The following is a 12,229-nucleotide window of genomic DNA, read 5'->3' as shown; positions in this document are numbered from 1 at the left end:
ACTTGCAAGAACGCCGCCTCGACGGCCGCCTTGTTCAATCGCCGGAACACCGCGATGGTATCGTGGTCGGGATGTAAATTGGCCGCAATAAAACGCACCCCGATGTCACGATACGTCGCCCGCTCGATCCGACGAGACGAGAAAATACCGTTTGCATAGCTGTAGACCAGCAGAGCCAACATTAGCCGTGGATAGTATTGCGGCTTGCCTCCGGCCCGAGCAGGGACTTCGAATGCCCCGACCGGCACCCGCTCAACCGCCGCAACCACAAAATGCGCCAGGTCGTCCTCCGGCAGCCACGCCTTCATGTCAGGCGGCAGAAGAAACGCTTGGTCGCGATTGAATGCGATGAAATTCGCCATGAACCAATTCTACCCAGGATCAAAAAACTTGGGTACCCCAATCCGACAGGCTGCTAGAGGACTTGGGAGGCGCCGAAAGCGTCAACGGCGCCGGAAGCCGCCTCCTCAGCTTGACCGTCTTCGAGCATGCGGATGGTTGAGCGTCTGCAGTTGAGGTCATTCGGAATGAGCTTTTAAACGCAGCAGCCGTCAGGTGGCTTGCAGGGTCCGCAGCCGCCTCCGTTCGATGAATGCATTCATCGCAAGCGCCGCAAGCAGGATGAGCCCGGTCACGATCTGCAGATAGAAGATTGAGACCTGTGCCAGCGTCAGCAGGTTCTGCACCAAGAACAACAGAGCGCCGCCTGCCGTTGCACCCAGCATACCGCCGCGCCCACCCGCCAGCGACAGCCCTCCAAGCGCAACGCCTGCCACCGAGGTTAGTGTATATGGGACGCCCACAGATGGATCGGCGGACCCCAGGACGGATGTGAATGCCAAACCGGCGACAGCCGCGAGGACACCGGCAATAACATAGGCACCAATACGCACCGCGGTTACATTAACTCCGGCAGTAAAGGCGGCCCGCTCATCGCCGCCGACCGCCAACAGGTTGCGCCGATACGCTGTAGCGCACAGCCCGAGCCAGGCAGCCGCCAGCACAAGATATAGCAGCAACGGGCCGGGCACCCCGCCCACCCTATCAGCAAATGCGCGCAGCCATGCCGGTGCCGAGCCGCCGGCGGTGGGCAGAACTTCAAGCGTCAGGCCCTCGTATATCAGGAACGTACCCAAAGTCGCGATGATCGGCTGCACCCGCACGATGCAGACCAGCGTCCCGTTGAGTAGCCCGGACAGCCCCCCTATCGCCAGGGTCGCGGCCAGCATGGGCAGCGGGCCGTCCAACCCCGCAGGGACCAGCACCGCGACCAGCACGGCGTTGGTTAATCCGGCCAACGGTCCGACGGAAAGGTCGATGCCACCATTACCCGCCAGTACCGGGGCCGTCTGCGCCATTGCAGTAAGCATGAACGGGGTCGCCGCGGCGAGAATGGAAGCCCAGTTGTTGAAGCTCACAAATGCATGGTCGAATGCGGCGTTGAGCAAGACCAGGGCCAGGACCGCCACGAGGATGGGAACAGCGTAAGTGCGCTGTCTGAGGGCCATCATCACAGCGACTCACCTTCGCCATTGTGGCCGAACATCGCTGCGATGAGCCGGCGTTCCGAGAGCGCGGTTTGCGGGATGAGTGCCACCACGCTTTGCTCGCGAAACACAGCCACGCGGTCACACAGCAGGCACAGTTCGGGCAGCTCGCTTGAAAGCAACAACACGCCCATCCCCTCCTCCGCCAATGCGCGCAATTGGATGTACAGGTCCTGCTTAGCGCCGTGATCCACCCCGCGCATTGGGTCGTTGAGTGCCAGCACACGCGGCGAGGTCAACAGCAGCCGGCCCAATAACACCTTTTGCTGGTTGCCGCCGCTTAGCGTCGCGATTGCGGCACCTTGGCCAGCGGTCTTGATTCGCAAGCGAGCGATCGCCGCTTCGGCAGCGCCACGTAGGCGGGATTGGCTGAGCATCCCGGCACGAGCGAAACGTCGAAGCGTCGCGATTGCGAGATTGTCCGCCACCGAGAGCGGGGCAAAGATGCCATCTCGCTTGCGGTCCCGGGGCAGAAAGGCGACACCGGCGCGGGCAGCGTCTGACGGCGTGCGGATCACAGCGACGCCGGCGCTGATCACTCCAGCATTTGGCTGTGCAAGTCCCGCGACACAGGCCAGGAACAGCTCCTGGCCATGACCTTCCAGCCCCGCAAGCCCAAGGATCTCGCCGGCTGCAAGGCTCAGCTCGACCGCTGTCGCCCGTGGCCGCAGTATCACATGCTCGGCCCGCATCAGAGTTTTGCCGGCATGGGAGATCCTGGCCGGCGCACGGCCAACCGCGGCGCGGGCCTCCTCGCGTGAAGACATCAATTCGAGCAACCGCCCGGCGTTCGACTCGGCGGCATCGAGCGTGGCCACGCTACGCCCGGAACGAAGCACCGTCGCACGATCGGCGATACGCGCGATCTCGTCCATTCGATGCGACACGAACAGCACGCTGCGCCCCAATGCGCGGTAGCGGAACAGGACCTCGAACAGATGGTCGCGTTCCACGACATCCAGCGCCGATGTCGACTCATCAAGTATCAGCAATTGCCATGGACATGCGAGCGCCCGCGCGATCGTCACCAACTGTCGCTCAGCGAGTTTTAATTTGCCAACCGGCTCGTCGAGGTTGAGGGCAACGCCCAGCTCCGCCAGCGCGTCCCGTGCCACGGCTCCTTCGGCCGCCGCGCCGCGCCGACGCCGAACGACGCCGTCCTGGCCGAGCACGATATTGTCGCGCACACTCAACTCGTCGACAACCAACGTCTCTTGAAAGCAGGTGATGATGCCGGCACGGCGGGCGGCGCGCGGATCAGCGAACCGGACAGGTGCCCCAGCCCATCGCAATTCGCCGCTGTCCGGACTGAGGACACCGCTCAGCAGCTTGATCAGCGTGCTTTTGCCCGAGCCGTTCTCGCCGACCAGCGCGTGGATCTCTCCCACCGCCAACTCGAACGAACAGTCGGCTAGTGCGACCGTGGGGCCGAAGCTGCGGCCGAACCCACGCACCGCCAAAAGGGGCGCTGTTTGGGGCCGGGAGCCGGCGGAAAGAAGCGAGGCCCCTCTGTGGCCCGCCTGCGTCATATGCGCATTCTCACATGCGTCTGTCGTCCATACAGAGCGACCAGCAGGACGATGAGAGCCCCCAGGAAGATTTCCTGACCCGGCTGATCGAGCCCCAGGCCGATCAGGAGCGTGGTCAGTTCGGTGATGATCAGACAACCTGCAACAGTTCGCCCGTAGCCGCCTCGCCCGCCAGTCATGGGTGTCCCGCCTACCACGACGGCAGCGGCGGTCATGAACAAATATGGATCTCCGACATTGGCGTCCGAGGCGCCGCTGAACCCAGCGAGTAGCATGCCCGCCACCGCCGCGAAGCCCGCGCTGATAGCGTAAGTGACCACCCAAACTGTCCGCGCTGGCAAACGAGCGAGGCGGGCGGCCGAAGGGTTGGCGCCGATCGCAAACAGCCATCGTCCGAACACCGACCTTCGTTCCAGGATCATCACCACGGTAGTCAGTATTAGCCAGCCAACTACAACACCTGGCAGCGGGATCGGGCCAGTTTTGCCCACCACCGATACGATCCCGGTAAGCCAATCGGGCACCGATCCGCTCGCTTGGCCATGCGTAACAGCCAAGATGGAGCCGAGCAGGATCGCGCCCGTCGCAAGCGTCACGATCAGCGGATGCACATGCAGGCTTCGGGCGACGAATCCATTTGTGGCGCCGATCAACAAAGCGGCCGCAAGCACCGTCAAAATGACGCAGCCGATTGGCCAGCCATCCCCGTAGAGTTGCGTGAGGGTCACATCGGCGAACCCGATCACCGCCGGAATCGATAAATCGAGCCCGCCAAGAACTATGGTCAGTGTCTGTCCGACCGCGGCGACGCCGAGCAAGCTTGCGAGTAGCAACAGCGAGCGGATGCTGGTCAGAGAGAAGTAGCCGGGAATCGCCACCGCCGTGCCGGCGAAGATGCCGATCACGAGCAGGGCGAGGAAAGCGTAGTTGCCTCCTTCGCCCAGCCGTCGAGAGATCATGACGTGGATCGCGGAATCAGGGTTGAAGATCCGCTGTTAACTTCTTGCCACCCACAAACAAGGGGTCGAAGAAGCTGTCAGCAACTGCGCGTCCATCCGGGGGATCGGCAAAGCAAGTGCTTTGCACAGTCATACTCGGCTTGTACCATTGATCCAGGTTGGCGTCGGTGATCTCCGGCAGTGGATACAGGATTGTGTTCACCACTGGCCTCTGGCCGTTCAGCATACGAGCCGCCACCAAGAATCCCTCGTAGATCGCCGGCGCCGCGCCCTGCGACAACGAAAAGCTGTGCAGATTGTTTTGTTTCCAGTAGGCGATGAAACTACAATCACCTGGCAGACCGTTGATCTTTGCTGGCGCGCGGCCCGACTGTGCAAGCGCTTGTGCCGCTGCGACCCCTGTCAATCCACTGTCCCACACTCCGTCGATGCGCTGCGGGTGAGTGGCTAGGAACTGCACCATTGCGGACTTAGCAATCGAGGGGGTCCACATTCCGATCACCGTGCCGACCACCTTGATGCCAGGATATTGGCGAAACACGCTCAGCGCTGCCTCGCGCCGAGCCACAGTGGCCGAGAGTCCCGGAACACCGTCCACGACAACCACATTGCCCTTGCCACCGAGCGCGTTAACAAGCCAGCGGGCAGTCTGTAGGCCGCCGTAATATTCATTGAAGTCGATATTGATGGCGTCCTCGCACTTGGTGGGAGATTCAACCGCGATGACTAGAACGCCCTTCTCGCGCGCATCATGCACGCCGGCGCACAGGCCCACAGGGGAGGAGGGAATGGTAAGCACAACGTTGCAGCCCTGACGTACCAAGTTGTTAAGCTGAGAGAGCTGAACATCAATGTTGTTGTTGGAGTTCGTGACGATCAGGCCGGGCTTCGCCACGCCCGACTTTGCATATTGAGCAACGAGCTTCTGGTATTCGGCCAGCGCCGCGGCGCGCCAGTTGTTGCCCTGGTACGAGTCATTGTAGCAGAATTTTACGGGGCCCTTGGGCGGCGTCCAATTCTGATAGGGGTTCGCTCCGACTGTGGCAAAATACCAGTAGCCATCGTAGTATTTATGCTGGTCCTTCGGTATTGGCTGCAACGCAGCCTCGTGTTCCGGATTTTCGGCGGCGTGAACTGGTGCTGGTATTGGGACCGATAGGAGGACTGAGGCAAGCATGGCAAACAACCAGCCGCTCCGGCGCAGCTTAACCTTCATTGTGTTTCCTCCCTTTGTGCCGCTCGTTAACGGCCGACGGATGTTATCTGGACTTCACCATCAGACCTGTCTGAACAACGGACACTTGGCGACAGCGAACGAAGGCCAGCCGAGGTCTATCGACTAACGCACTTTGCACCTTTCCCCTGCCGTCAAACCGCTCTGGACATCGAGCTTGCGGATGTTAGCGCTGTCATTTACCGGGCTGCAAACTATTTCGCCATGGACATCGACTATAGAGAAACTGCGATCACGCGCTTTCCCGCGCCATCACCTTAAATCCGACGTCGACCTTTTCTTTGACCAGCGGCTCACCCTTAAGGCGGCGAAGAATGAGTTGGGCTGCCATTGTACCCATCGCCGCTGCCTCAACTCGCACCGTGGTGAGCTGGGGATTGACGATCGTCGCGAGGTCATAATCACCAAAACCACAGATAGCAATGTCATCGGGGACTTTGATCCCTCTTCGCTGGCAATCCAGCAGCGCTGGGATAGCCAGCCCATCCGCGCTGAAAAAGATTGCGTCCCTACGAGGCACTTGCGCCAATAGCCGATCGAAACCCGCTATACCGTCCTCCGACGTTGCCGGCACGGCCACCTCGACCACAATAGGCGCCCTAACGCCCATGTCTTTCAGTCCACCCGCAAACCCCGCAAGGCGCTGGCGAGCACGGTGATCAACTCTGAAGTCACCTCCCACAAATCCGAAACTGCGATAGCCCTTTTCGACGAGATACTCGGCAAGCGAGCGGCCCGCATCGATGTTCGAGAAGCCGACCGACATATCGAGCGAAACGCCGTCAGTTTCCCAAGTCTCGACAACAGGAACACCGCTCGCCAGAAGCAAGCTATGGGTGCGGCGGGAATGAGAGAGCCCCGTCAGGATGAAAGCGTCTGGTTGCCTTTCAAGAAAGGACGAGATGAGATGCTCCTCCCTCTCAATGGAGTGCTCACTGTTTCCCAGCAGTGTGGTAAAATTCTGACTTTCAAGCACTGCCATTATCTGGCTCACCTCGTCAGCATAGACGGACGTTGCCAGGGTCGGGATAATAGCGACGACGGAGCGGCTGCGACTTGAGGCAAGATGCCGAGCAGCGCCATTCGGGATGTAGTTCAGCTCACGAATGGCTTGCTCCACCAACTCTCTGGTTTCAGCGGAAACCATTTCCGGGCGGCCGATTACCCGCGAGACTGTTTGAGCGGAGACGCCCGCACGCTTGGCGACGTCATCCATGCGTACACGCTGGGGCGATCCTCGACCGCCGCGCAATGAAGGCCAGGCTACCATTTTCACCTCAAGTCTCTGGGCGCCTGGAAAGTCTACGCGGAAAAATACGCTATCAGAAGATGATACTGCCGCCACCAAGCGTGTCTCGCGCAGCCGTCTTGGCTGGTCAGTAGCGATATTGGCGGCGGGTGGCGAAAACTTGGCCTGTCAGTCTGCTTCCGTTGACGCCGAGGAGATGTGAGGCATCATCTAAAATGCTTGACCGACACAAATGGCAGCGCTAACATGGCTTAACGGTTAATATGCTGGGAGGCAACCGATGCTCGACGAGCAAGATATCGCGACATATCGCGAACAAGGCTTCATCGTCGTCGCCGACGTGCTGACGCCCGATCAGCTTCAGCACGCTCGCAGCCTCATTGCCGAAAAGATCGACGGCGCGCGGGACATAACCTCGCACACGGATGTCTACGACCTTGAGCCTGACCATTCAGCGGAATCCCCTCGTGTCCGGCGGATCAAGACACCACACGTCCACATGCCGTTTGTCATGGATTTAGCGCGCACCCCGCGGCTGGTTGAGATTCTTCAGCAACTGCTGGGCACGCAGAGCGTTCGTCTCCACGGCTCCAAGATCAATATGAAGTCGCCATCGGGTGGGTCACCCGTGGAATGGCATCAAGACTGGGCCTTTTATCCTCATACAAATGACGATCTGCTCGCGGTAGGCGTCATGCTGGAGGATTGCACGGTCGAAAACGGCGCAATGTATATGGTGCCCGGCTCGCATAAGGGCCCCGTCTTCGACCATCATTCGGAAGGCGTCTTCGCTGGCGCCATGGATCCCGCCTTTGTTGATATGCCGAAGGCCGTACCCTGCGTCGGCAAGGCCGGGTCGATGAGCTTTCATCACGTCCGAACCGTGCACGGCTCGGCCGAGAACCTGTCGGACAAGCCACGTACTTTGCTCCTTTACGAATTCGCGGCCGCGGATGCATGGCCGCTCTTCTATGTTCCGCCAGACCTGGCAGCCTACGATGCCAGACTGGTCTCCGGTGAATCGACGATCGAGCCTCGTTTGACGTCGGTTCCGGTCAGAATTCCTCTGCCTCAGCCCCCTCAGCATAGCGGCATCTACGAGATGCAGCTTTCCGCGGCGAAACGCCATTTCGGACGCAAGTCGGCCGCCTAACTGGCGGGACATCATGCCGTCGGTGAAGTCGCACGCGCCGTCGGTTGGCGCGGCCGCCTATATGCGGCGCAGGAGAAGCGACGGTGCAAGAACTACTGGTCTATCAATCACTTTGGGCGATGGAACGAAGGCGCCCGGATGGAGCGGAATGGGCGCTGGACGAGAAACTCGAGAAGATCATCGAAGCCGGATTTGACGGTGCGGGCGTTCGCTTCCTTGAGCGGTCCTACGTTCAGCAGGTGACTGGGTTTCTCGGCCGGCACGGAAAGAGCTGGCAAGCGCAGTGTTATCCGCGAACAGTTGACGATTTGGTGCCGGTCCTCGATCTCGTGCGCGAGTTCGGCGCTGATCATGTGAACTTGCAACCAGATGTGCGGCCCTATGAACTGAGCGGATGCATCCCACTTCTTGAGGGTTGGACCGAACTGGCGGATCAATATGGAATAGCGCTGAACATTGAGACCCATCGCAATAGGATGACGACGGATCTCCTCTTCACGCTGCATCTTTTGGGTCGCTTCCCCAAGCTTCGTCTCACAGCGGATTTGTCCCACTACGTCGTTGGCCGTGAGTTCGAGTGGCCAATCTCGGAGGAAAATCATTCGCTCATTCATCGCATTCTGGACAATTCCTGGGCGATCCATGGCAGGGTGGCCAGCCGTGAGCAAATCCAGGTTCAGATCAGTTTTCCCCACCACCGCGAATGGACCGAGCTCTTCGTGACGTGGTGGCGCTACGGTTTGCGATCATGGATGGGGCGCGCCAGCGACGACGCCAAACTCACGTTCCTTTGCGAACTTGGCCCTCCTGAATACGCCATGACCGGATCTGACGGCTACGAATTGTCCGATCGGTGGGAGGAATCGCTCCAATTGCGTGACATGATCCGAAACCTGTGGCGAAGTGAAATAGGATCGAACTAGGTCTCTTTGCCTCTTGTCTGTAAGGCCAGATGCCGACAACGCCTTTGGATCTAGAAGCATGCGGTCGCTGCCGAGCGCCGCGGCGCTTATGAGTCGCAAGCAGATTTTTCCCACAACCACGATCGAGTTGTAAGGCCGCCTTATGATCCACCGGGAGCCAAAGCCGTGACAGCGCTGGTTGAACGCCCGCTCCATTTGCGTCGTTTCGCGCAACGCCTTGAGATCAGAATGCTGTTGCTCGCCATTGCTCTAGCGACCGCTCTAGCGCTGACTTCGCCGTATTTTCTCAAAACCCACAACGTCATGAATCTGCTCGACCAATCGGTCGTCGTCGGGATCGTCGCGATCGGCATGACGTTCGTCATATTAACGGGAGGCATCGACCTTTCGGTCGGGTCGATCCTCGGGGTGAGCGGAATCCTTTTCGGCCTTGCCATTCCTCACTTCGGCCTTCTACTTTCCATCCTGATCGCGATTGCGGCGGGCTCAGCGATCGGCGCGTTCTCAGGCTTTTTGATTGCGCGTTTTGGCCTTGCATCCTTCGTCGTCACACTTGGCGTCATGGCGATCGGGCGAAGCCTCGCCTATATTTTCTCAGGCGCAACCGCCATCTCCGACGTGCCGGCGGATTTCAGCAACGCGATATATCTCTCTGTGCTTGGCATTCCCGTGGATGTCTTTGTCCTCGCCGGACTCTACATTCTTGCCTGGCTCTATCTGACTTACACAAAGGGTGGGCGTACAATCTACGCCGTCGGCTCTAACCGGGAGGCGGCCCGCACAGCCGGGCTGAATGTCTTTGTCTACACTATGGCGCCGTACGTCATAGCCGGTGCGCTTTCCGCCGTCGCGGCGGTGATAAGCGCCGCGCAGATTACCTCTATCGATCCCCTCGCCGGAACCTCCCTGGAACTCGACGCCATTGCCGCGGTCGTCATCGGCGGCGCGAGTCTTTACGGTGGACGTGGCTCAATCATAGGAACACTCATTGGCGTCTCCATCTTGGTCATGATCCATAATGGGCTCAATCTTCTTGGCGTGTCGCCTTTCTGGCAAGGCTCCGCGATCGGAACGATCATCATCGCCGCGGTTCTCATCGAGCGTCTAGTGAGCACTCAAGCCCGGCGGTGAATCGCGCTTGACGACTCCTTGCCCGGCAAGCTGTTCTTTATTTTGCGTCTATTCTTCCCTTATAGAGGGGCATTCCGGCAACACCCACATCGACCGACAACAGACGGCCGCCCATGGGGGTCGCATTCTCAAGTATCGTTGTGCCGAAATCGCATACCAACAGATCGGTTCCGGAAAAGGCGCAGTTCAGGGGTACGCCGCCCGTTTCGAGAAAATCAATCGGGCTCCCGGCACGATCGATGATATCCACCCCTCCCGAGCTGAATGACGTTATCCAGAGATTGCCATTCTCGTCGATTTTGAGTCCATCCGGCACGTGATTCTCGGGAAGCGTGTGGATATGGGACTTCACACCATTGGCTCGCCGTCGAATGACGCGCCTTGTATAAGATTCCACCCAAATGATTGAGCCGTCTGGTTCGGCAACAATGCCGTTGGGATAAACGGGTTCAAGCTCCTCCAGAATGTGCGCGGCTCCGTCCGTCTCAATTACGCAAATATAGCCAGGGTGGGGCTTGGTCTCCATGTCGAAGTCGCCCGAGTCCGTGAAATAGAGTCGTCCGTCAGGACCAAAGGTCAGGTCGTTCGGTGCGTTGAACTGAATCCCGTCGGCCGATGTCGCGACGATCTCGGCCTTCCCATCGAACGACGCACGTTGAATCGATGGCGGCCGCTTCTCTGGGGCAACCCACTTCCCCGCCGTCGGCGTATTCGTGCAATACACGAAGCCGTCACTACCTAGCATGCACGCATTTGGCCCTCCCCCCATGAAGGCGAATTGCCCTGTACCTCTTTTGGGGTCCCAGACGCCAATCTCGCTCTTATAGGTATTGGCGAAGACCACGCGGCCATCCGGCAAAGGGTAAGGACCTTCCGGATGGCCAAGTCCTTCGGCAAGAATCTTGATCGGCTTTTTCATGTGACGCCCTCAAACCGTCCTTAAGCGCTTTACGTGCAGCTATTTGACCTCGTTAGCAAACACGGTTTGCTTGATCGTGGGCAGCAGGCTGTCGATATTGTCTTTTGTCACGATTAGAATGGGCAAGACGATTTCGTGCGTTACCGGCTTCTTGTCCAGAATATTGACAACCTGCTCGGCCGCGTACTTGCCCATCAGATAGGGTTGCTGCATGCCGGTGACGACGATCTTTCCAGATTTCAACATGCCGATGAAATCGGGAATTCCGTCGAAGGCAGCGACCAGCACATCATCGGTTCGCTTCAAGGTCGAGATGGCGCGCAGCGCGCCGAGAGCCGGCTGGTCGGTTTCAATAAAGACCGCGTGCATGTTTGGATGCGCTGTCAGCATGTCTTGGACAAAATGATAGGTCTCATCAACGCTGTACGTCCGCATTTCATTACGAGCGACGACATTATTTCCTGACTCCTCCATCGCTCTCACAAATCCGGCGGTGCGCATCCTGCCATTGGCCCGAGCTTGGGAGATCTGGACGATGCCGACTTCGGCGTGCGGCCAGCCGTGCGCCGCGAGAGCCTTCGCTAGTTCGGCCCCTACGCCATGCGCACCCTTGTCATCTTCCGAAGTCACTAGGCTGGCATAGGTTCCAGATGTCGTCCCAATACCGCCGAAAGCGACGGGAACGCCATCGCGAGCGGCAAGGTTGAGCACGCTGGGAGCACTCGTCGAATCCGTTGGCGACAGAACAATCCCGGCCGTATCTTTGGCGAGGGCATCCTGCGTGTTCTGCATTTGAGTTTGCGCGTCGTGGTGCGAGTCCAGCGCGGCGTAGCCGAAGTTATTCGTCTTCGCCACATCGGAGACGCCCACACCTACATAGCGCCAGAATGGCAAGTCGAGGCCATCAGTGATATAGACGATCTTGCCTTTCTGCGCGAAGGCCGGGGAGTTGGCCATGATCCCCAACAGTAGCGCGATGCCCGGAACAACTCGCGGGACTATCTTGGTCCAGTTATGGGACATTTTATCCTCCTTTTTTAGTATTACGCCGGCTGGCATCCAATGGGCAGCCGTTGATTTTTTGCCTAGCGCCTTCCTGTGGATGCTGTGCCCAAATATTTGTCTGACGTTACCAGGAATGCTAGCGGTAACAATTTGGAAGGTCAAGATGCGCCTACTGATCTTATCGCTGCGTGCATTGTGTATTGATCCGATCAACTCCCGGCAACGAACAGCATCGCTCGCATAGAGCGCTTGCTGAGAAGCCAGTCCGCAATTAGCGGCAGCGACAAAGCACCGCCTTGAGGCCCGCACCTGCCCTCATGGATGAGCGCGCGATAAAACCAAGCCGGAGATCCGGTTGGAAAAGGAGATACCGAAAAGGCCTCAGTCGCCGACCTTCTCGTGCAAGTAGACCTCAAGGATTATGAGGCACTCGGATTGCTGGAGGCGCCCCATGAGGCTGTTGCATCAAAGAGCTTATCTTGAGGACCTTCCGTGCGAACTGCGGACAACGCGTTATCTTCGACACGGCAGCGGCGAACTCGACGCCTCCTAGAAGCAGCAGCTGTTATTATCGTATCGT

General features: G+C 59.0%; 12 protein-coding genes. 3 read left to right on the top strand and 9 right to left on the bottom strand.

Annotation, left to right across the window (positions count from 1 at the left end; all coding sequences use genetic code 11):
- The 6 genes from GSQ92_RS22050 to GSQ92_RS22025 all read right to left on the bottom strand — a co-directional run.
- Window positions 1-362, bottom strand: a 362-nt coding sequence (locus GSQ92_RS22050; protein WP_174247830.1) for a transposase, incomplete at its 3' end; no start/stop codon positions are given.
- 189 nt (window positions 363-551) lie between these two features.
- Window positions 552-1,511 (bottom strand): ABC transporter permease, encoded by a 960-nt coding sequence (locus GSQ92_RS22045; RefSeq protein ID WP_216856899.1) that lies wholly within the window; start codon window positions 1,509-1,511, stop codon window positions 552-554.
- On the bottom strand, window positions 1,511-3,076 hold the full coding sequence (locus GSQ92_RS22040) for a sugar ABC transporter ATP-binding protein (RefSeq protein WP_256367119.1): 1,566 nt from the start codon (window positions 3,074-3,076) through the stop codon (window positions 1,511-1,513). Before GSQ92_RS22040 ends, GSQ92_RS22045 begins: the two co-directional genes overlap by 1 nt.
- Entirely contained in the window at window positions 3,073-4,035 is a 963-nt protein-coding gene (locus tag GSQ92_RS22035; protein ID WP_159013977.1) for an ABC transporter permease, read from the bottom strand. Before GSQ92_RS22035 ends, GSQ92_RS22040 begins: the two co-directional genes overlap by 4 nt.
- A gap of 16 nt (window positions 4,036-4,051) precedes the next feature.
- On the bottom strand, window positions 4,052-5,251 hold the full coding sequence (locus GSQ92_RS22030; RefSeq protein ID WP_159013976.1) for a substrate-binding domain-containing protein: 1,200 nt from the start codon (window positions 5,249-5,251) through the stop codon (window positions 4,052-4,054).
- Between the two features lie 250 nt (window positions 5,252-5,501).
- Window positions 5,502-6,485, bottom strand: coding sequence for a LacI family DNA-binding transcriptional regulator (locus GSQ92_RS22025; RefSeq protein ID WP_159013975.1), 984 nt, complete (start codon window positions 6,483-6,485; stop codon window positions 5,502-5,504).
- A gap of 313 nt (window positions 6,486-6,798) precedes the next feature.
- On the opposite strand from GSQ92_RS22025, the gene GSQ92_RS22020 reads away from it, so the two are divergent.
- Window positions 6,799-7,671, top strand: a complete 873-nt coding sequence (locus tag GSQ92_RS22020; protein WP_159013974.1) for a phytanoyl-CoA dioxygenase family protein — start codon at window positions 6,799-6,801, stop codon at window positions 7,669-7,671.
- A 107-nt stretch (window positions 7,672-7,778) separates the two neighbouring features.
- Here the strand turns inward: GSQ92_RS22020 and GSQ92_RS30375 are convergent, their stop codons facing one another.
- On the bottom strand, window positions 7,779-8,024 hold the full coding sequence (locus GSQ92_RS30375) for a hypothetical protein (protein ID WP_216856898.1): 246 nt from the start codon (window positions 8,022-8,024) through the stop codon (window positions 7,779-7,781).
- Between GSQ92_RS30375 and GSQ92_RS22015 the strand changes: the two genes are divergently transcribed.
- Window positions 8,001-8,594 (top strand): hypothetical protein, encoded by a 594-nt coding sequence (locus GSQ92_RS22015; RefSeq protein WP_216856897.1) that lies wholly within the window; start codon window positions 8,001-8,003, stop codon window positions 8,592-8,594. The genes GSQ92_RS30375 and GSQ92_RS22015 overlap by 24 nt on opposite strands.
- Window positions 8,595-8,759: 165 nt before the next feature.
- Complete coding sequence (locus tag GSQ92_RS22010) at window positions 8,760-9,725, top strand: ABC transporter permease (protein ID WP_216856896.1); 966 nt, start codon at window positions 8,760-8,762, stop codon at window positions 9,723-9,725.
- A 37-nt stretch (window positions 9,726-9,762) separates the two neighbouring features.
- On the opposite strand, the gene GSQ92_RS22005 is transcribed toward GSQ92_RS22010, so the two are convergent.
- Together GSQ92_RS22005 and GSQ92_RS22000 are read right to left on the bottom strand one after the other, a co-directional pair.
- Entirely contained in the window at window positions 9,763-10,644 is an 882-nt protein-coding gene (locus tag GSQ92_RS22005) for an SMP-30/gluconolactonase/LRE family protein (protein ID WP_159013972.1), read from the bottom strand.
- 39 nt (window positions 10,645-10,683) lie between these two features.
- Entirely contained in the window at window positions 10,684-11,667 is a 984-nt protein-coding gene (locus GSQ92_RS22000) for a substrate-binding domain-containing protein (protein ID WP_159013971.1), read from the bottom strand.
- Between the last annotated feature and the right edge of the window lie 562 nt (window positions 11,668-12,229).

It is taken from the genome of Acidisoma sp. S159 (assembly GCF_009766125.1).
In the GTDB taxonomy this organism is placed as follows: domain Bacteria; phylum Pseudomonadota; class Alphaproteobacteria; order Acetobacterales; family Acetobacteraceae; genus Acidisoma.
This window is presented reverse-complemented; position numbering and strand designations above follow the sequence as displayed.

Coding starts and splice junctions, on each gene's coding strand:
- GSQ92_RS22035 (WP_159013977.1), bottom strand. CDS start 4,035: ATGATCTCTCGACGGCTGGGCGAAGGAGGCAACTACGCTTTCCTCGCC.
- GSQ92_RS22040 (WP_256367119.1), bottom strand. CDS start 3,076: ATGACGCAGGCGGGCCACAGAGGGGCCTCGCTTCTTTCCGCCGGCTCC.
- GSQ92_RS22045 (WP_216856899.1), bottom strand. CDS start 1,511: ATGATGGCCCTCAGACAGCGCACTTACGCTGTTCCCATCCTCGTGGCG.
- GSQ92_RS22025 (WP_159013975.1), bottom strand. CDS start 6,485: ATGGATGACGTCGCCAAGCGTGCGGGCGTCTCCGCTCAAACAGTCTCG.
- GSQ92_RS22000 (WP_159013971.1), bottom strand. CDS start 11,667: ATGTCCCATAACTGGACCAAGATAGTCCCGCGAGTTGTTCCGGGCATC.
- GSQ92_RS22020 (WP_159013974.1), top strand. CDS start 6,799: ATGCTCGACGAGCAAGATATCGCGACATATCGCGAACAAGGCTTCATC.
- GSQ92_RS30375 (WP_216856898.1), bottom strand. CDS start 8,024: ATGATCAGCGCCGAACTCGCGCACGAGATCGAGGACCGGCACCAAATC.
- GSQ92_RS22005 (WP_159013972.1), bottom strand. CDS start 10,644: ATGAAAAAGCCGATCAAGATTCTTGCCGAAGGACTTGGCCATCCGGAA.
- GSQ92_RS22030 (WP_159013976.1), bottom strand. CDS start 5,251: ATGAAGGTTAAGCTGCGCCGGAGCGGCTGGTTGTTTGCCATGCTTGCC.